At 63.5% G+C, this 17,963-nt stretch carries 16 protein-coding genes; 4 read left to right on the plus strand and 12 right to left on the minus strand.

The features are described from left to right. Positions 1 to 49 precede the first annotated feature (49 nt). From SM766_RS08985 to SM766_RS09000, 4 genes are read right to left on the minus strand one after another with little or no spacing between them, the layout of a single operon-like run. Positions 50 to 979, minus strand: coding sequence for a metal ABC transporter permease (locus tag SM766_RS08985; protein WP_274829836.1), 930 nt, complete (start codon positions 977 to 979; stop codon positions 50 to 52). Further along, on the minus strand, positions 976 to 2,184 hold the full coding sequence (locus SM766_RS08990) for a metal ABC transporter permease (protein ID WP_368947568.1): 1,209 nt from the start codon (positions 2,182 to 2,184) through the stop codon (positions 976 to 978). The genes SM766_RS08985 and SM766_RS08990 overlap by 4 nt, the downstream gene beginning before the upstream one ends. 4 nt (positions 2,185 to 2,188) lie before the next feature. Further along, positions 2,189 to 3,001, minus strand: coding sequence for a metal ABC transporter ATP-binding protein (locus SM766_RS08995; protein WP_274833047.1), 813 nt, complete (start codon positions 2,999 to 3,001; stop codon positions 2,189 to 2,191). 2 nt (positions 3,002 to 3,003) lie between these two features. Then, entirely contained in the window at positions 3,004 to 3,981 is a 978-nt protein-coding gene (locus SM766_RS09000) for a metal ABC transporter solute-binding protein, Zn/Mn family (RefSeq protein WP_490363350.1), read from the minus strand. A gap of 210 nt (positions 3,982 to 4,191) precedes the next feature. Here SM766_RS09000 and deoC point away from each other — a divergent pair, with 210 nt between their 5' ends. From deoC to SM766_RS09015, 3 genes are read left to right on the plus strand one after another with little or no spacing between them, the layout of a single operon-like run. Further along, positions 4,192 to 5,205: a deoxyribose-phosphate aldolase gene (gene deoC, locus SM766_RS09005; protein ID WP_368947569.1), complete on the plus strand. Its 1,014-nt coding sequence runs from the start codon at positions 4,192 to 4,194 to the stop codon at positions 5,203 to 5,205. Between the two features lie 13 nt (positions 5,206 to 5,218). After that, positions 5,219 to 5,470 carry a DUF1272 domain-containing protein gene (locus tag SM766_RS09010; protein ID WP_274829840.1) on the plus strand — a complete coding sequence of 84 codons (252 nt, stop codon included), beginning with the start codon at positions 5,219 to 5,221 and terminating at the stop codon, positions 5,468 to 5,470. A 1-nt stretch (position 5,471) separates the two neighbouring features. Beyond that, entirely contained in the window at positions 5,472 to 7,808 is a 2,337-nt protein-coding gene (locus tag SM766_RS09015; protein WP_368947570.1) for an aldehyde dehydrogenase family protein, read from the plus strand. Positions 7,809 to 7,885: 77 nt separating this feature from the next. Here the strand turns inward: SM766_RS09015 and SM766_RS09020 are convergent, their stop codons facing one another. The 7 genes from SM766_RS09020 to SM766_RS09050 form a co-directional block, all read right to left on the minus strand. Then, positions 7,886 to 9,202, minus strand: a complete 1,317-nt coding sequence (locus SM766_RS09020; protein WP_368947704.1) for a M16 family metallopeptidase — start codon at positions 9,200 to 9,202, stop codon at positions 7,886 to 7,888. An 11-nt stretch (positions 9,203 to 9,213) separates the two neighbouring features. Continuing rightward, positions 9,214 to 10,569, minus strand: coding sequence for a M16 family metallopeptidase (locus SM766_RS09025; RefSeq protein WP_368947571.1), 1,356 nt, complete (start codon positions 10,567 to 10,569; stop codon positions 9,214 to 9,216). Between the two features lie 260 nt (positions 10,570 to 10,829). After that, complete coding sequence (locus tag SM766_RS09030; protein ID WP_065271805.1) at positions 10,830 to 11,351, minus strand: DUF3035 domain-containing protein; 522 nt, start codon at positions 11,349 to 11,351, stop codon at positions 10,830 to 10,832. A 54-nt stretch (positions 11,352 to 11,405) separates the two neighbouring features. Next, the gene (gene lspA / locus SM766_RS09035; RefSeq protein WP_368947572.1) at positions 11,406 to 11,888 is read right to left on the minus strand and encodes a signal peptidase II; all 483 of its coding nucleotides are present in this window, start codon (positions 11,886 to 11,888) and stop codon (positions 11,406 to 11,408) included. 21 nt (positions 11,889 to 11,909) lie between these two features. Then, positions 11,910 to 13,499 (minus strand): bifunctional phosphoribosylaminoimidazolecarboxamide formyltransferase/IMP cyclohydrolase, encoded by a 1,590-nt coding sequence (gene purH / locus SM766_RS09040; RefSeq protein ID WP_065271807.1) that lies wholly within the window; start codon positions 13,497 to 13,499, stop codon positions 11,910 to 11,912. Positions 13,500 to 13,521: 22 nt separating this feature from the next. Next, entirely contained in the window at positions 13,522 to 15,264 is a 1,743-nt protein-coding gene (locus tag SM766_RS09045; protein WP_274829843.1) for a heparinase II/III family protein, read from the minus strand. Between the two features lie 145 nt (positions 15,265 to 15,409). Further along, positions 15,410 to 16,684 carry an RsmB/NOP family class I SAM-dependent RNA methyltransferase gene (locus SM766_RS09050; RefSeq protein ID WP_368947573.1) on the minus strand — a complete coding sequence of 425 codons (1,275 nt, stop codon included), beginning with the start codon at positions 16,682 to 16,684 and terminating at the stop codon, positions 15,410 to 15,412. A 121-nt stretch (positions 16,685 to 16,805) separates the two neighbouring features. Here SM766_RS09050 and SM766_RS09055 point away from each other — a divergent pair, with 121 nt between their 5' ends. Continuing rightward, positions 16,806 to 17,006 carry a DUF1674 domain-containing protein gene (locus tag SM766_RS09055; protein ID WP_065271810.1) on the plus strand — a complete coding sequence of 67 codons (201 nt, stop codon included), beginning with the start codon at positions 16,806 to 16,808 and terminating at the stop codon, positions 17,004 to 17,006. Between the two features lie 69 nt (positions 17,007 to 17,075). Here the strand turns inward: SM766_RS09055 and dapB are convergent, their stop codons facing one another. Beyond that, complete coding sequence (gene dapB, locus SM766_RS09060; RefSeq protein ID WP_274833053.1) at positions 17,076 to 17,885, minus strand: 4-hydroxy-tetrahydrodipicolinate reductase; 810 nt, start codon at positions 17,883 to 17,885, stop codon at positions 17,076 to 17,078. Positions 17,886 to 17,963: the final 78 nt, after the last annotated feature.

Genomic DNA, 17,963 nt, shown 5'->3' on the forward strand with positions numbered 1-17,963 from the left:
TGGAGCCCTTCGATTCTGCCACCCGCAAAGCGCGCGAGGCAGCGGCGGATTACCCTCCGGCAGGCGCCCCCGCGCGGCGGCGACAAGGGCCGAACCGGGCCGTCACCGCCAGGATCATGCCCGAGACGGCAGCGATCATGCCCGCCGCGCTGACCGCATCCGTACCGCCTAGCCACAGCGGCCCATAGCCCGCCAGAACATAGCCAAGCACCGCCGACAGCACCGCAAAGACGACGCTCCAGCCGACCTGCGCCTCCAGCCGGTTGGTCATCATCCGCGCGGCCGCAGGCGGGCAGATGAACATGGCGATGACGATGATCGACCCCACCGCATCAAAGGCGGCGACCGCCGCCACCGCAGCGGTGACCACCAGCGCCAGTCCCAGCAGATTGGTGCGGATCCCCAGCGTGCGGGCGAAGCCTTCGTCGAAGGTTGAGATTTTCAGCGCCCGCCAGAACAGCGCGATGAAGGCCACCACGCCCAGCAGTGTCAGCCCCATGCGCGGCAACTCCGGCGGCAGATAGCGCAGCGCCTCGGCATCCCAGAGAGAGGACCAGCCGGTAGCATCCAGCCAGATCAGACTTTCGAGGTTGCCATAAAGCGCATGTTCCACGTCCAGATGCACGGTGGAGGTATCGGTCTGTTCCAGCAGCAGCACACCGGCGGCAAACATGGTGGTGAAGATCACCCCCATGGCCGCGCCCGGCTCGATCCGGCCCAGACGGCGCACCGCCTCGATCAGGATGACGGCGGTGACGGCTGCACCCGCCGCGCCCAGCAGCATCGGCCCGGCCGCAATCGCTCCGGTCAGCAGGAAGGCCACCACGATGCCCGGCAACACCACATGGCTGATGGCATCCCCGATCAGGGCCTGACGGCGCAGCAGCAGGAAATTGCCCGGCAGGGCGCAGGCCACGGCGGCAAATGTACCGATCAGCAGCGGCGTCAGCGAAAGGGGAACGAATTCAGAGCCCATCATCCTGCGGGAACCTCCTGCGGGCCGCCGATGCGGCGGTCGATTTCGCTGATCTGATCGCGGGTCAGCACGGTCTCGATCTCGCGCAGCCCGTCATAGAGCGCAGCGGCGGCCTCATGTGCCAGATCGCTGCGCACCAGTTCCCAGCGTTTTTCATCGCGCAGGGCCTTGGCGGCGCGGGCGCGTCCCTTGTCGGTGGCCACTCCGTCGGCGCGCACCAATCCAGCGCGGCGCAACAGCCGCAGGGTCAGCGGTTCGTAGATCGGTTGCTCCTGCGCCAGCGCCAGCAATCCCTGCCGCAGATGCACCCGGCGCTGGAACCGCAGGTGACGCAGCACCGCCGCCAACACGCCGCGCCCGGGGGCGAAAAGCAGAGACAGGGCAAAAAGCACAAAACTGACCAGAACGATGATCGGCCCGGTCGGAAGGTTGGGCGCCGAGGCGGAAATCGCCGCGCCGACATAGGCAGAGGCACCGCCTGCCAGCCCCGCATAGACCACGACACGATCCGAACGCTCAGTCCAGAAACGGGCGGTGACGGCGGGGATGATCAGCAGGGCGACGATCAGGATCAGGCCGACGATCTTTAGCCCCACCACGGTTACAGCCATGACGAGCCCCATCATCAAAAGGTCGATGCGGTGCACCGGCAGGCCGCGCGCAGCGGCATATTCGGGATCGAAGGCCACCATCATCATCGGTCGCCGCGTCAGGAGGATCACCAGCAGGGCCGCTGCACTGCCTGCGGCGATGATCATCGCATCGCTGAACAGCATGCCGGCGGTCGATCCCAGAAGGAAGCCCTCAAGCCCCGCCTGCCGTCCCACGCCCAGCGTCTGGATCACCGTCAACAGCACGATCCCCAACCCGAAGAATACAGACAGGACTGCGCCGATGGCTGCATCCTCGGCCAGACGGGTGTTGCGGGTTAGCCAGTTCATGCACCAGAGGCCCAGCGCCGCCGACAGGGCAGACCCGAGCAGCAGCCCGGCCAGGTTGCGTCCGTCACCGCCCAGGAACACCATCACCAAAAAGGCAATGGCAACACCGGGCAGGGTTGCATGGCTGACCGCATCGCTGACCAGCGCCCGTTTGCGCAGGAACAGGAAGGTGCCGGTAATCCCAGCGGCGCCGCCCAAAAGGGCCGCCCCAAGGGAGACCAGCGTGGCGTTGTAGCCCAATTGCAGGAAAAGCGCGTCCATCAACATGGGATCAGACCTTTGCCGCCGCCAGCTGATCGATCTGCGCCGTCGCGAGGCGCCCGCCATAGGCGGCCTGCAGGGTTTCCGCGGTAAAGGCCTCGGCGACCGGGCCTTCGGCAACCTTTCGGGTGTTGATCAGAAAGACATTGTCGAAATATTCCGCGACGGTGGCCAGATCGTGGTGCACCACCACAACCGTCTTACCCGCAGCACGCAGGGATTTCAGGACGGTGATGATGGCCTTTTCTGTCGCCGCATCCACCCCGGCAAAGGGTTCGTCCAGCAGGTACAGGTCCGCATCCTGCGCCAGTGCGCGGGCCAGGAACACCCGCTGCTGCTGGCCGCCCGAAAGCTGGCCGATCTGGCGGTCGGCGAAATCGCCCATGCCGACCCGATCCAGACAATCACGCGCCACGGTCCGGTGATGACCCCGGATCCGGCCCAGCAACCCCAGTTCACGATAGAGCCCCATCATCACTACGTCGATGACACGGGTCGGGAAGTCCCAGTCGATGCTGGCGCGCTGCGGCACATAGGCGATGCGGGCGCGCATTGCCTCCAATGGGCGGCCAAAGACCTGCACCCGGCCGGACACCGGCGGCACGATCCCAAGTGCGGATTTCAAAAGGGTCGATTTACCCGCCCCGTTGGGTCCGATGATGGCCGTCATCTTGCCCGGCTCGACCGTCATGTCGACACTGAAGACAGCGGGTTTCTCTCCGTAGGTAACGGTGAGGCCGCGAATGGCCAGCGGGCTGTTTTCCGGGGAAGTCGATGCGATGTCTGCCCCGGCATCGCGCACAAGTTCAACCGTCTGTGTCATGATCAAAGCCCCGCCGACAGTTTACCATCCATGCCGCGCTCTGGCACATCTGCGCCCAGCGCCCCGGCGATGGTGGTCACGTTGTGGTCCAGCATACCCAGATAGGTGCCCTCATAGCTGCCGTCGGCACCCATCGCGTCCGAGAACAGCTCGCCCCCAATCTGCACCTCGTGGCCCTGCGCCGCCGCACCTTCGATCAGGGCGCGCATGGAACGGTCCGACACCGAACTTTCGACAAAGACCGCCGAGATTTTGCGCTCAACCAGCAGATCGACCAGTTCACCGATCCGATTCAGACCCGCTTCGGATTGGGTCGAGATGCCTTGAATGCCCAGCACCTCGAAGCCGAAATCGCGGCCAAAATAGCCAAAGGCATCATGTGCGGTGACCAGCACCCGGTTGTTTTCCGGCACGGTTTCCAGCGTTTTGCTCGCGTAGGCGATCAACCGGTCCAGATCCGCCAGATGTGCCTGAGCATTGGCCGCAAAGGTTTGCGCCTCGGCCGGGCGGGCTTCGCTCAGCACCGCAGCGATATTCATCACCACCCGTTTCCACAGGTTCGGCGTCATCCAGACATGCGGGTCGAACTTGTTCTCGTAATCGTCATGGGCGCGCAAGAGATCCTTTGGCAGACCTTCGGCCACCGCGACCACATTCCGCTTGCGGGACAGATCGTGCAGGAAGCTTTCCATCTGCGCCTCAAGGTAGAGACCGTGATACAGCACCAGATCCGCCCGGGTCATCGCGACGATATCCGACCGGGTCTGCCGGTAGGCGTGGGGATCGACCCCCGGCCCCATCAGGGCGCGCACCTCAACCGCATCACCGCCGACCTGACGCGCGGCATCCGCGATCATGCCCGTGGTGGCTACGATTTTCAGCGGTGCCTCGGCCACGGCGCGACCCGCCGCAAAGGCCAGTGTCAGCGGCAGTACCAGCAACAGCGCAAGCCGCATCAGGCCATTGAGCGAAACTCTCATCCTCGTTCTCCTTCATGCCGGTTTTCAGGCCGGTGTTGAAGGCAATATGAGAACGATTCTCAAAACTGTCAATGTAAATGCGAATTATTCTCAAGAAAGACGGCTGGTTTTTCCAAACGGTCAATTTACTGCACGGAAAGCAGGCGGCTTGCTTGCCAAGATGCCGCACCCGTGCGACTTTCGCGCAGAACTTTGGTGAGGATCCCCGCAATGGAAAGCCACATCTCCGCGCAAAGCACTCAGGCCAATGCCGCGGGCGACGCGCAGCTGCCGCAGGTCGGTGAGCCGCGCAATCCCGGCATGGAGCTGGATCTGGACTGGGCGCTTGGCCTGCAGGCCAATACTTCGGCGATTGAGCGGCGTTGTGCGACGCTGCCCGGACGCCGTAGCGTCAAGAAAGAGTATCAGGCTGCGTGGCTGCTGAAGGCGATCACCTGCATCGACCTGACCACGCTTTCCGGCGATGATACCGCGGGGCGGGTACGCCGCCTGTGCGCCAAGGCGCGCCAGCCAGTGCGCGCGGACATTCTACAGGCGCTTGGCACCCCGGATATCACCACCGGCGCGGTCTGCGTCTACCACGACATGATCACCCCGGCGGTTGCCGCGCTCAAGGGCACCAGCATTCCGGTCGCAGCGGTCTCCACCGGGTTTCCAGCGGGCCTCTCTCCCTTCCACCTGCGCGTTGCCGAGATCGAGGAAAGCGTCAAGGCAGGCGCCCATGAGATCGATATCGTGATCTCGCGCCGCCACGTTCTGAGTGGCAACTGGCAGGCGCTCTATGATGAGATGAAAGCCTTCCGCGCCGCTTGTGGCGATGCCCATGTGAAGGCGATCCTTGCCACCGGAGAGCTGGGCAGTCTGCGCAACGTCGCGCGCGCCTCGATGATCTGCATGATGGCGGGCGCCGATTTCATCAAGACCTCTACCGGCAAGGAAAGCGTCAATGCCACCCTGCCCGTCAGCCTTGTGATGATCCGCGCCATCCGCGACTATCACGAACGCACCGGCTACCGCGTCGGCTATAAACCCGCCGGCGGTATTTCCAAGGCCAAGGACGCGCTGGTCTACCTGTCGCTGATCAAGGAGGAGTTGGGCGACCGCTGGCTGCAGCCCGACCTGTTCCGCTTTGGCGCCTCTTCCCTGCTGGGCGATATCGAACGCCAGCTCGAACACCATGTTACCGGCGCCTATTCCGTCGGCTACCGCCACCCGATGGCCTGAGAGGAGCAGGAGTATGCTTGAACTTCGCCCAAACTGTGAATGCTGTGATCGCGATCTTCCGCCAGCAAGCCCGGACGCACGGATCTGCACCTTCGAATGTACCTTCTGCGCCGATTGCACCGATGAGATCCTTGGCGGGATCTGCCCGAATTGCGGTGGAAATCTGGTTGCACGCCCAATAAGGCCAGCGGGAGCACTTCTTCGCCATCCCCCGTCATCACAGCGCGTCCTCAAGACGAATGGCTGCCCGTCTGAGGCACGTTGAAATGTCCATTAAAGAGATCTTTGACACCATGAGTTATGGACCCGCTCCCGAAAGCGCCGCCGAGGCACTCGCCTGGCTTGTCGATCAGGGCGACCGGTTCGGCCATTTCATCAATGGCACCTTTACCGCGCCAGGCGATGGCTTCAACAGCCAGAACCCCGCCACCGGAGAGGTGCTTGCGACCCTGACCCAGGCAACGCAGGCCGACGTGGACACCGCCGTCGCCGCCGCGCGCAGCGCCCAGCCCAAGTGGGAGAAACTGGGCGGGCCGGGCCGCGCCAGATACCTTTATGCCATCGCACGCCTGCTCCAAAAACACAGCCGCCTGTTTGCCGTTCTGGAAACCATGGACAACGGCAAACCGATCCGCGAAAGCCGGGACATCGATATCCCGCTGGCGCAGCGGCATTTCTACTATCACGCGGGCATGGCCCAATTGATGGAAAGCGAGTTGCCGGACCGCGCCGCCCTTGGGGTCTGCGGTCAGATCATCCCGTGGAACTTCCCACTGTTGATGCTCGCGTGGAAAGTGGCGCCAGCCATCGCCATGGGCAATACCGTGGTGTTGAAACCGGCGGAGTATACCTCTCTCACCGCGCTGCTGTTTGCAGACATCTGCCGTCAGGCGGGTCTGCCGAAGGGCGTTGTGAACATCGTTACCGGCGACGGCGCCGTGGGTGAGATGATCGTGGCCGCCGACGTGGACAAGATCGCCTTTACCGGCTCCACCGCCGTGGGCCGCCGCATCCGCGAAGCCACCGCAGGCAGCGGCAAGGCGCTGACACTCGAACTGGGTGGTAAGTCGCCCTACATCGTCTTTGACGATGCCGACATCGACAGCGCTGTCGAAGGGCTGGTGGATGCGATCTGGTTCAATCAGGGGCAGGTCTGCTGCGCCGGTTCGCGCCTGTTGGTGCAGGAGAATATCGCGGAGAAGTTCCACGCCAAACTGCGCGCCCGCATGGACAAGCTGCGCCTTGGCGATCCGCTGGACAAATGTATCGACGTGGGCGCCGTGGTTGACCCGGTGCAGCTGAAGACGATCACCGATCTGGTCGCCGCAAATGACGCAGGCGCAACCTATCAGGCGCAGGTGGACATGCCCGAGGAAGGCTGTTTCTTCCGCCCCACTCTGATCGAGGGGCTGACCCCCGCAGACCGACTGATGCAGGAAGAAATCTTTGGCCCTGTGCTGGTCTCCTGCACCTTCCGCACCCCGGCCGAGGCGGTCGAGCTGGCCAACAACACCCGCTATGGCCTTGCCGCAAGTGTCTGGAGCGAGAACGTCAACCTCGCCCTTGATATCGCGCCGAAACTGGCCTGCGGCGTGGTCTGGGTGAATGGCACCAATATGTTCGATGCCGCCGCCGGATTTGGCGGTGTGCGCGAAAGCGGCTTTGGCCGCGAAGGGGGCTGGGAAGGGCTGTCGGCCTATACCAAACCCCGCGGCAAACCCAAGGCGCTGGCGCAGGTCAAAGGCTTCACCGGTCAGGGCAGCGGCGCCGATCCCATCGACCGCACCGCCAAGATGTATATCGGCGGCAAGCAGGCCCGCCCCGACAGCGGTTATTCCCGCGCGGTGCATGACAAATCGGGCGCCATTCTCGGCTATGTCGGCCTTGGCAGCCGCAAGGATGTGCGCAACGCTGTCGAGGCCGCCGCCGGGGCCAAGGGCTGGGCCAAGACCACCGGCCATCTGCGCGCGCAGATCCTTTATTATATCGGCGAGAATCTCTCGGCCCGGGCCGAGGAATTCGCCCATCGCATCGACCACATGACCGGGCGGCGCAGCGGCACCAAGGAGGTCGAAGCCTCAATCCAGCGCCTTTTCACCGCCGCCGCCTGGGCCGACAAATACGACGGTCAGGTGCATGGCGTACCGATCCGCGGCGTGGCGCTGGCGATGAAGGAACCCGTTGGCGTGATCGGCGCGCTCTGTGCGGATGAGGCGCCACTTCTGGGGCTGGTCTCGGTGATGGCGCCCGCCATCGCCATGGGCAACCGGGTGGTGCTGACCGCCTCCGAACCCTTCCCGCTGGCTGCAACTGATTTCTATCAGGTGCTGGACACCTCGGATGTGCCCGCAGGTGTGATCAATATCCTGACCGGTAGTCATGTCGATCTGGCAGGACCGCTGGCATCGCATATGAACGTCGATGCGGTCTGGAGCTTTTCCTCCACCGATCTGTCGGCAGAGATCGAAAAGGCGTCCGCCAGCAATCTCAAACGCACATGGGTCAACAATGGCACCGCGCTGGATTGGGACACGGACCACAGCCGCCGGTTCCTAGAGGCGGCGACAGAGATCAAGAACATCTGGGTGCCCTACGGCGAATAACGCCGGATAGAATGCCGAAACAAAACGGGCCGGAGATCTCTCTCCGGCCCGTTGTCATTTCAGGGAAAGTGCAAGGCTCAGCCGCCGGTTTTCAATCCATCCGGCCGCCCCACAACCACAAAATGCAGATTGTCCGGTTGCAGCACTTCCGAGGCGACACGGTTGATCTCTTCCAGAGTGACCGCGTTGATCTTGTCATTGCGGGTGCGCACGTAGTCGATCGGCATGCCGTCCAGCTGCATCCCCACCAGGATCGAGGCAATGCGGCCGTTGCCATCAAAACGCAACGGATAGGCCCCGGTCAGATAGGTCTTGGCATCCTGCAATTCCTTCTCAGTAACGCCTTCCCTTGCCAGACGGCTCCATTCTTCGCGGATTACCGCAACCGCTTCGGCCATCTTGGAATTGGCCGAGGCGAGCGAGCCCATGTACACAGAGCCCAGATCACGCGGCAGGAGATAGGAATAAACCCCGTAGGTCAGGCCGCGCTTTTCGCGCACTTCGGTCATCAGGCGGCTTTCGAAGGAACCGCCGCCCAGGATCTGGTTCATGATATAGGCCGCAAAGAACCGCGGATCTTCCCGGTCGATCCCCACATGCCCGAACAGCGCAACGGATTGCGGCGTGTCATAATCGATCACGGTGGTTCCGCCCTCGATCGTGACCGCTGCCGGACCCGGCTGCGGTGCGCCAGTCTCTGGCAGATCGCCTAGAAGCGTGTCGAGCAAGGCGCCCAGCGCGGCCTCGTCGATATCCCCCACGGCGCTGACAAACAGCCTGTCGCGGGCAAAGACCGCATCATGTGCATCGAACATGTCCTGCCGCGTCAGGGTGGACACGGTATCGATGGTGCCCGAGCCGTCCGAACCATAGGGGTGATCGCCAAAGGCCATCTTGGAAAAGGCACGCCCGGCGATGTCATTGGGGTTCTCAGCGTCCGACCGCAGGCCGGACAGAACCTGCGCCCGCACCCGGTCCAGAGCGTCCTGATCAAACCGTGGCGCCACCAGGGTCTGGTGTAGCAAGTCGATGGCCTTGTCCCGGTTCTCGGTCAGGAAGCGGGCAGAGACCGACACCGCCTCCTTATCCGCGTCATAAGAGAAACTGGCCGCAAGGCTTTCGACCGCACGGGCATAGTCCTGCGCCGGCATCTCGCCGGAGCCTTCTTCCAGAAGGCCCGTCATCAGGTTGATGGCGCCACGCTTGCCCGGGGCATCCAGCGAAGTGCCACCGCGAAACCGCAGCTCAAGCGCGGTGAAGGGAATCGTATGATCCTCGACCAACCAAGCGGTGATGCCCCCGGGCGAGGTGACTTCCTTGATGCGGATCTCGGCGCTGACCGGCAGCACAGAGATCAGAAGGGCAAAACAGGCGACCAGCCCGGCACGTATCATGGCAAATCCCGTCATTGGTTGACCTCCTCATCTGCGCGCACCATCCAGCCAGTGACCGACGCCTCGGGCTGCAGCACTTCGCGGGCGACAGCGATGATTTCATCCGCAGTGACCGATTGCAGGATATGGGGCCACTCCTGCACGTCCTCCACCGTCAACCCGGAGGTCAGCGCCTGACCATAACGATTGGCGATCCCATCCACATTGTCGCGCGCATAGATTTCCGCCGCGCGCAGTTGCAGCTTGATCCGCTCCAGCTGATCGGGGTCGACACCCTCTTCAAGGAAGCGCGCAAAGGTTGCGTCAAGCGCATCCTCAGCCTCCTGCATCCCGACGCCCTCGGCCGGGACGACAAGGAAGGAAAAACTGGTCTTGTCCAGCGACACCCCCGAATAGAAGGCACCGGTATAGACCGCCAGCTGCTGATCGAATTGCAGAGCATTGGCCAGATAGGAGGTATTGCCGCCCCCCAGCAGTTCAGCCAGAAGATAAAGTGCCGCCGCCTTTTCCTGCGCACCGCTGTTGCGTTCCGGCGCCAGATAAGAGCGCTGCACATAGGGCTGTGCCACGCGTGGATCGCGATAGACCATGCGCCGCTCTGCCGTCTGCGGTGGCTCCTGGCTGCGGAACCGTTCCGGCAGGTCGGGGTTCGCCGGGATCACACCGTAGTATTTTTCGGCCAGCTGTCGGACCTCTTCGGGTTCCACATCGCCCGAAACCACCAGAATGGCATTGTTGGGCGCATAATAGGTTCCGTAAAAGGACAGTGCGTCCTCCCTGTCCAGCGTCTCCATTTCATGGCGCCACCCGATCACCGGCTGACCGTAGCGGTGGTTCAGATACTGCGCCGCACTCAGCTGTTCGCGGAACAGGGACCGCGGATCGCTGTCGGTGCGCTGGTTGCGCTCTTCCAGGATCACCTCACGCTCGGTGACGATCTCCTCCTCGCTGAGGCGCAGATTGACCATACGGTCGCTTTCCATCTGCATCATCAGTTCAAGCCGGTCCGCTGCAATGCGCTGAAAATAGGCGGTGTAGTCATAGCTGGTGAAGGCATTATCCCGGCCGCCATTGGCTGCCACCGTCGCCGAGAGCTCTCCCGGCTCCATCTTGTCGGTGCCCTTGAACAGAAGGTGCTCCAGAAAATGCGCAACCCCGGACTGACCCGGCGGCTCATCCGCGGATCCGGCGCGGTACCAGACCATATGCTGAACCACTGGCGCGCGGTGATCCTCGATCACCACCACGTCCATGCCATTTTCAAGGGTAAAGGCCGTCACCATGTCCTCAGCCGGTTCTGCAGCGCGCAGCGGCGCGGCAAGAACGGCTGTTACAGCGATGGCGGCCAGTGCGATCCGTCGGATCATGCGGCGTCCTCCAATAGATTTCTCCAAAGACATGCTGCCTCTGTCCGTCACATCCGGGGCCTGTCGGGCTGTGCAAAGACAGCCACCAGCGCACCCGGCATAGTACTACCCATATTGGGGATGTCTTGACGAACCGCAACCTAAGCCAAGGTCGCAGGGAGACAAGGCGCCCTGTCACGATAGCGAATTGTCAAAATTGTGAACGTGCTAACCCGCCCGGCGGACGGCCATCCAGTCAAGCTGCGCAGCAGAGGCGCGGCTCACTCTCCGCTTGGCGGCGGCGCAGAAGGGGTTGCCACACCGGCGCGGCGGAACTGTTCGGTTGTCTCGAACGGGTCCAGTGTCTGCTTGGCGTAGATCTGCTCATAACGGTCGACAGGGAACAGGCGGATCCGCCCGGTGATACGCTTTTTCTTCAGGAACTTGGCGTCTTCCTCGGCCAGTTCCTGACGCACCGTTGGCGACACGCCATAGCGGCTGGAAGCACTGACCAGCGCCAGATCCGAGGAGGATACACCCTGTCCAGGAACCAGCGCAGAGGGCTTGCCGCCCAGCGCCGCGACCGCATCGGCTTGAGGGGTCGGATCAGCGATATTGCCTGCGCCCGGTGTTGGTTCCGGCAGACTGCTGTAATCTGCGGGCTCGTTCAGCGGCTTGTTCGGTAGCACAAGGAATTCATCCGGCCCGGTCCCGGTCTTGCGAATATCACGCAGACCTTTTTGCGAGCAGCCCGCGACGGCCACCGCGCCTACCAGAACAATCATGCCGAAAGGGATCCGCATTCCCAGTTACTCCTGCCAGTTTCCCCGCGCTTTTAACGCATATTGCACCCGAGGTCACGCGGGCTTTTTTGCGTTCCGGTCGAACAGGATCAGCCCGATGGCACCGGCAAAGATGAACACATCGGCGATATTGAACACGAAGGGATTGTTGATGCCGCAGCAGGACATGTTGAGGAAATCCAGCACATAGCCATAGAGTAGCCGATCCGCGACATTGCCCAGCGCGCCGCCGATCACCAGCCCCGCCGCCAACGCCATCCAGCGCGCGCGGCGGTGCGAGCGGCGAATCCAGATGGCCAGCACGGCACAGATCAGCAGCGAGAGGCCGATCAACACCCAGCGCGCCGTATCCTCGCCGCCATCGAACAGGCCAAAGTTAATGCCGGTGTTCTCGCCATAGCGGAAATTCAACAGCGGCGGCAGCACGTCGATGCTCTGGCGCTGGGACAGGCCCATCCAGTGAATCACCAGATATTTGCTGGCCTGATCCAGAAGAAAGGCCCAGAACGCGCCCCAGAACATCATACGCACTGCCATTTTCCGCTTGGTTCCAGCTGATCAGTGACGGAAGTGGCGCATGCCGGTAAAGACCATGGCAAGCCCAGCCTCATTGGCCGCCTTGATCACCTCATCGTCCCGCATCGAACCGCCCGGCTGGATCACGCAGGTGGCGCCAGCAGCCGCAGCCTCCAGGAGACCGTCGGGGAAGGGGAAGAAGGCATCGGACGCCACGGCAGAGCCTTTGGCCAGGCTTGCATCCAGACCCAGCTCATCCGCCATGCGCTGCGCCTTGGCGGCGGCGACATTGGCGCTGTCCAGACGGCTCATCTGACCGGCGCCGACACCCACGGTGGCGCTGCCTTTGACATAAACGATGGCGTTGGATTTCACGTGTTTGGCCACTTTCCAGGCGAACAGCAGGTCCTGCATCTGCTCATCCGTGGGGGCCTTTTCGGTGACGACCTTCAGATCGTCCATGCCGATGTATCCCACGTCCTTGTCCTGCACCAGAACACCGCCAGAGACCTGCTTGTAGGCGGTGATCGCCTTGCGCGGATCGGGCAGCGCGTCTGTCAGCAAGAGGCGCAGGTTCTTCTTGGCGGCAAAGATCTCTTTCGCCTCATCCGAGGCACCCGGCGCGATTACCACCTCGGTGAAGATCTCGGTGATCTTGGCGGCGGTTTCGGCGTCCAGCGGCTGGTTCAGCGCCACGATGCCACCAAAGGCAGAGGTGCGGTCGCAATCGAATGCCTTCTGGTAAGCCTCGGCCAGGGTAGCTCCACGCGCCACGCCGCAGGGGTTGGCGTGCTTGATGATGGCGACGGCAGCGGTTTCCGCCGGATCGAACTCGGCCACCAGCTCATAGGCCGCATCGGTGTCGTTGATGTTGTTGTAGGACAGCTCCTTGCCCTGCAGCTGCACGGCGGTGGCAACACCCGGACGGTTCGAGCCATCGGTGTAGAAGGCTGCTTTCTGGTGGCTGTTCTCGCCATAGCGCAGAGTCTGTTTCAGCTCACCGGCAAAGGCGCGGCGGCGCGGTGCTTCCAGCTCCAGCGCGCCCGCCATCCAGTTGGAGACGGCAGCATCATAGGCCGCGGTGCGGGCATAGGCGATCTGCGCCAGGCGTTGGCGGAAAACATAAGAGGTCTGACCGTCGTTCGCGTCCAGCTCGGCCAGCAGCGCGTCATAGTCTTCGACGTCGGTCACCACGTTGACGAACAGGTGGTTCTTCGAGGCCGCGCGGATCATCGCCGGACCACCGATGTCGATATTCTCGATCATCTCATCGTAATCCGCACCACGGGCCAGTGCCGCCTCGAACGGGTAGAGGTTCACCACCAGAAGATCGATGGCGCCAATGCCGTGTTCGTTCATCGCCGCCACATGGGCGTCATTGTCGCGCAGCGCCAGCAGCCCGCCATGCACCATCGGGTGCAGGGTCTTCACGCGGCCGTCCATCATTTCCGGGAAACCGGTGACGTCAGAGACGTCCTTGACGTCCAGCCCCGCATCGCGCAGCGCCTTGGCGGTGCCGCCGGTGGACAGCAGCTCGACGCCACGCTCGGCCAGCGATTTGCCAAGGTCAATCAGACCGGACTTGTCGGATACGGAAAGCAGCGCACGGCGTACGGGGTGAAGATCGGTCATGGCAGGGCGGTCCTTTGCAGGCTCAATCAAAAATCTCGGGGTCGTCCCGGTTCAGGTCGCGCACGGCTTCGGCAGTTTCCTGTGCCTTGCTGAGCGTCCACCGGACGCGGGTTGCATAGTCGATGACCCGGCCAGATAGAACGATCTGTTTTGACGCACGCGGCTTCAAGCGGGTCTTTTCCAGGTAAACGCCCGGCTCCAGCTTCAATTCGCAGGTGCCGTCATGGCGGAAAACCCAGATTTCGCCGCTCTTGAGCGCCATGGATACCGCCGCGCCGCCCAAGTCAAGGGTTGCATCCACTTCCGGGTGCAGATGCAGGCGGATATCAAAGCCGATCCCGCGTTCTCCATGGCTGTCCAGCGCCTTTGAACAGCGCCGCTCGGCCGCCTCATCCAGCGCTACCAGCATGTCCTCGCCCGCCAGTGCGCGCCCGTCAAAGCCCAGATCCAGCGTGCGCGCGTGGGTCAGACCGAATTCGCGCGCGTATCCGTCATGGCCGCCCTGAAACCGGCTGCCATCGCTGAGCTGCTCCAGCTGAATCTGCACGTCAGTGGGGCCGCCAACCAGTTCTTCCTGACCGGTGCCACGGCTGGGCGGAGCTAGCCGGGCGCTGGAATGGCCCTCCAGGCACAGGGTCGAATGCGAAGGTGTGGCCCGCCCGGCGCGGCGCCATTCCAGACCAAAGGTTTCCCCAGAGCCGCAATTGACGATCAAAGGCCGCCGCCCCGAGGTCAGTTCAAAGGCAAGGGTGGAGGCATGACCGTTAGCCGAGGCCCGCCCCTGCGGTGGCAAGGCCGCGTCAATCACCACCGAGGTCCGGCGTGCCGACAAGCGGGCATAGCCCATCGCCAACCCTTCGACCGGGCGCGCCGATACGTGGCTGGCCGCCAGCGCATGATCCAGCCAGCCTTCCAGCCCCCGGCCGCCACCGTGGAACCGTGCCAGCCCGCCATCGCTGTGGCGCAGGGTGCGCAGCGTTGGCGCAATCCGTTCAATGGCCGCGGTCTGCGCCGCTGGCACGCTGCGCCCGGCTTCGTGCAAGGCGGCGGCAGTCCAGGTCAGCAGGGTAAAGACCTCCAGCAGTTCTTCGGGATTGCGGGTCGGCAATCCGCCCTGCGCGTCGATCTGCCGGTCGCATTCTGCGCTCAGGGCACGGATGGCGGGATCAGCCAGCGCCTCCTGCCCCTGAAGGGCAAGCCCCGCATAGATCAGCCCCGCCAGCGCCTCGAATCGTGGCAGGCCAGGCGTGGCCCCCTGCCAGCGATGGGCCAGGAACCATGTCTGTTGCGATAGCGAGCGAAAGAAGGCCTCGGATTCCGCACGTTCCTTGCCGTTCAGCAGGAAAATCGCATGGTTGATCCATCGAATCACGCGCCGCCCTGTCAGATCCGGCGACCAGCCGGGCCCCGAGCCGCGCCCATGCGCCTTGATCCAGCCCCAGACCCAATTCTGCGCCTTGACGCGGGCCTTGATATCGCCGACCGCCGCCAGATCGTCGAGCCAGGCAAAACCGTGCCGCTCGGCGTCAAAGGCGGCGTCCGGCGCCGTCACTTCCCAAAGCCCGGTGGTTGTCGATTCGACCAGATACCCCGCCAGCAGCAGGTTCCCCGCCACCAGCTGCCGGCCGCGGGCAAAGCTGCCAATGGTGCGGGGTTCAGGCTGCGATACGAATCCCGTCGCCGCAGGCTGCTTGCGCGCCCGCCAGGCATATAACCGGTTCAGCAGGCGGGTGCTGCGCCCCGCCATTCTATCGTATCTGGACATGCTCTTCTGCCTCACGCCGTTGGCGTTTTGGGCGCAGCATAACCCGGGGAGGGGTTCAAGTCACCGACGAATGCGACACCCTCCGGCGGCACCGGCGGAATTGCCCCGCCGGGCAAAATCAAAGCACGTTCCGGTGGGAGAAAGGTCAGCCCGCCTTGCGCAAGAGCGCCATGTAAAACCCATCCAGGCTGCCCCGATCCGCCCAGTAATCCGGACGCAGGCGCAAGCCGCCTTCCTCGGTGATCCAGGCCGGATCTGTGCCCAGACCGTCAAAACACTCACGGTCGGCTGTCATGTCCGGAAACATCTCAAGCGCCTCTTCGACCTGGCATTCGCCCTCATCCGGCAACAGGGAGCAGGTGCAGAACACCATGCGCCCGCCGGGTTTGACCAGATCCCAGGCATGGGCCAGCATCTGCGCCTGCAATTCAATGAGCCCGCCGAATTCGCTGCCATCCTTGGCATGGGGCAGATCCGGGTGGCGCCGGATCGTTCCGGTGGCCGAACAGGGTGCATCCAGCAGCACCGCATCGAATTGCCCGGTCTGCTCCAGTGCATCACCCACAATCAGATCCGCACTCAGCCTGGTGCGGGCAAGGTTTTCGCGTAGGCGCTCCATCCGTCCGGCAGAGGCATCGACGGCGGTCACCTGCGCCCCGGCTGCCGCCATCTGCATGGTCTTGCCGCCCGGTGCGGCGCAAAGATCCAACACCTGTTCGCCGGGCTGCACATCCAGCATCTGCGCGGGCAGCGCTGCGGCTGCATCCTGCACCCACCACTCCCCGGCCTCATACCCCGGCAAGGCCGAAACCTGACCGGCATCGGACAGGCGCCGCGATCCGGTGGGCAGGAGTTCCCCGCCCAGCGCCGATAGGTCCGCACCGGGTTTGGCGGTGATATCCAGCGGCGCGCCTGCAAAATGCGCAGCCTCCATGCCCAGCACCGCCTCAGCGCCCCAGGCCTGCACCAGCGGCTTGCGCAGCCAGTTCGGCAGGCGGGGAATGCGCAACTTGGCCCATTCCGCAGGCCCCTGATCGGCAACCTTGCGCAACACCGCGTTGACCATGCCCTTCAGCTGACCATGGCGGCGGTGTTTCGACACGATGGTCACCATGGCATTGACCACCCCGTGGGCGGCCCCGCCCGAGCACAGCTCAACCGTGCCAAGGCGCAGCGCGTTCATCACCGTCAGCGGCGGTTTCTTTTTCAGGTGCTTCTGCAGGATCCGATCGGCACGCTCCAGGCTGCGCAGCACTTCCAACGCCAGCCGCTGGGTGCGGGCGCGGTCCTGCGGCTGCAGTTTTTCAAGGGCACCCGCCGCAAAACATTCAGCCAGAAGCCGCCCCTCACCCAGCACCTGATCCAAAAGATAGATCGTGGTTCTGCGGGCCTGCAGCGCATCGGGGGCTTTGTCGGACATCGGGTCTCGGCTTTCTATGGCGGCGTAGAGCCAGCAAGGGATCAGAAGGGCTTTGCGTCTCGGCGGCTTGTTCCCGCCGGACAGGGGCGTATATCATGGCCCAAGCATAAAGGAACCCGCGATGAGCGACGAGACCACGCCGGAAGGCCCCGCAGAAAAAGACCTGCCTCCCGCAGCCAAACGCGCCCTGGCCGAAGCCGAAGAGCGCCGCAAGGCCGAAGCTGCCAAGGCACCACCCCCGACCGAGCTTGGCGGACGCGACGGCCCCGACCCCGCCCGCTATGGCGACTGGGAAAAGAAAGGCATAGCCATCGATTTCTAATCGGCAGCGTTCCTTCACCGCCCCTTGTTCAGGTTGGGGGCGGCACCATGACAGCCAAAAGGTGACGGCTTAAAGTCCCAGCACGTCGATCATGTCGTATTCACCGGGGGATTTGTCCTGCCCCCACAGCGCCGCCTTCAGCGCGCCACGGGCGAACAGGGCGCGGTCGGTGGCCATGTGGCGCAACACGATGCGTTCTCCGGCACCGGCGAACAGCACGTCATGCTCCCCGACGATGTCACCACCGCGAATCGCGGTGAAGCCGATATCGCCGCGTTTACGCGCACCGGTAATACCGTCGCGGCCCCGGTCCGAGACATCCGCCAGATTGACCCCGCGCCCTTCGGCGGCGGCTTCGCCCAGCATCAGCGCAGTGCCGGAAGGCGCGTCGACCTTGTGGTGATGGTGCGCCTCGATCACCTCGATATCGAAATCCTCGTCCAGCGCAGCGGCGACCTTCTTGGTCAGCTGCACTAGAAGGTTCACGCCCAGGGACATATTGCCCGCACGTACGATCACCGCGTGACGCGCGGCGGGCGCCAGCTGGGCGATCTGTTCATCCGTCATGCCGGTGGTGCCGATCACATGCACGGCGCGGGCCTGCGCAGCAAGGGCGGCAAATTCCAGCGTGGCCTCAGGCGCGGTGAAATCGATCACCGCCTGCGCCTTGGAAAAAGCCTCAAGCGCATCATCGGTGACGGTGACACCCACAGGCACGCCGCCCATCGCCTCACCCACGTCGCGGCCGACCCAATCGTGACCGCCGCGTTCCACCGCACCGACAAGGGTCGCCTTGTCGCTGTCCAGAACCGTCTTGATCAGCATCTGCCCCATACGACCGGATGCTCCGGTAATCACGATCCCCGGTTTATGAGTCATTGGCCCGATCCTTTTCGCTGGCTGGCGCTTCGTTCTTTTGCTGGTTTTGTCCTACCGTCTTGCGCACGTCTTGGCAAA

The organism is Pseudophaeobacter sp. A-200-2 (assembly GCF_041008815.1).
GTDB classification, from domain to species: Bacteria; Pseudomonadota; Alphaproteobacteria; order Rhodobacterales; family Rhodobacteraceae; genus Phycobacter; species Phycobacter gallaeciensis_A.

Coding starts and splice junctions, on each gene's coding strand:
- purH (WP_065271807.1), bottom strand. CDS start 13,499: ATGACCGATCTTCACCCCGTACGCCGTGCGCTGCTTTCCGTATCCGAC.
- SM766_RS08990 (WP_368947568.1), bottom strand. CDS start 2,184: ATGTTGATGGACGCGCTTTTCCTGCAATTGGGCTACAACGCCACGCTG.
- dapB (WP_274833053.1), bottom strand. CDS start 17,885: ATGACTCATAAACCGGGGATCGTGATTACCGGAGCATCCGGTCGTATG.
- SM766_RS08995 (WP_274833047.1), bottom strand. CDS start 3,001: ATGACACAGACGGTTGAACTTGTGCGCGATGCCGGGGCAGACATCGCA.
- SM766_RS09030 (WP_065271805.1), bottom strand. CDS start 11,351: ATGCGGATCCCTTTCGGCATGATTGTTCTGGTAGGCGCGGTGGCCGTC.
- lspA (WP_368947572.1), bottom strand. CDS start 11,888: ATGGCAGTGCGTATGATGTTCTGGGGCGCGTTCTGGGCCTTTCTTCTG.
- SM766_RS09020 (WP_368947704.1), bottom strand. CDS start 9,202: ATGATACGTGCCGGGCTGGTCGCCTGTTTTGCCCTTCTGATCTCTGTG.
- deoC (WP_368947569.1), top strand. CDS start 4,192: ATGGAAAGCCACATCTCCGCGCAAAGCACTCAGGCCAATGCCGCGGGC.
- SM766_RS09010 (WP_274829840.1), top strand. CDS start 5,219: ATGCTTGAACTTCGCCCAAACTGTGAATGCTGTGATCGCGATCTTCCG.
- SM766_RS09000 (WP_490363350.1), bottom strand. CDS start 3,981: ATGAGAGTTTCGCTCAATGGCCTGATGCGGCTTGCGCTGTTGCTGGTA.
- SM766_RS09050 (WP_368947573.1), bottom strand. CDS start 16,684: ATGTCCGACAAAGCCCCCGATGCGCTGCAGGCCCGCAGAACCACGATC.
- SM766_RS09055 (WP_065271810.1), top strand. CDS start 16,806: ATGAGCGACGAGACCACGCCGGAAGGCCCCGCAGAAAAAGACCTGCCT.
- SM766_RS09025 (WP_368947571.1), bottom strand. CDS start 10,569: ATGATCCGACGGATCGCACTGGCCGCCATCGCTGTAACAGCCGTTCTT.
- SM766_RS09045 (WP_274829843.1), bottom strand. CDS start 15,264: ATGTCCAGATACGATAGAATGGCGGGGCGCAGCACCCGCCTGCTGAAC.
- SM766_RS09015 (WP_368947570.1), top strand. CDS start 5,472: ATGTCCATTAAAGAGATCTTTGACACCATGAGTTATGGACCCGCTCCC.
- SM766_RS08985 (WP_274829836.1), bottom strand. CDS start 979: ATGATGGGCTCTGAATTCGTTCCCCTTTCGCTGACGCCGCTGCTGATC.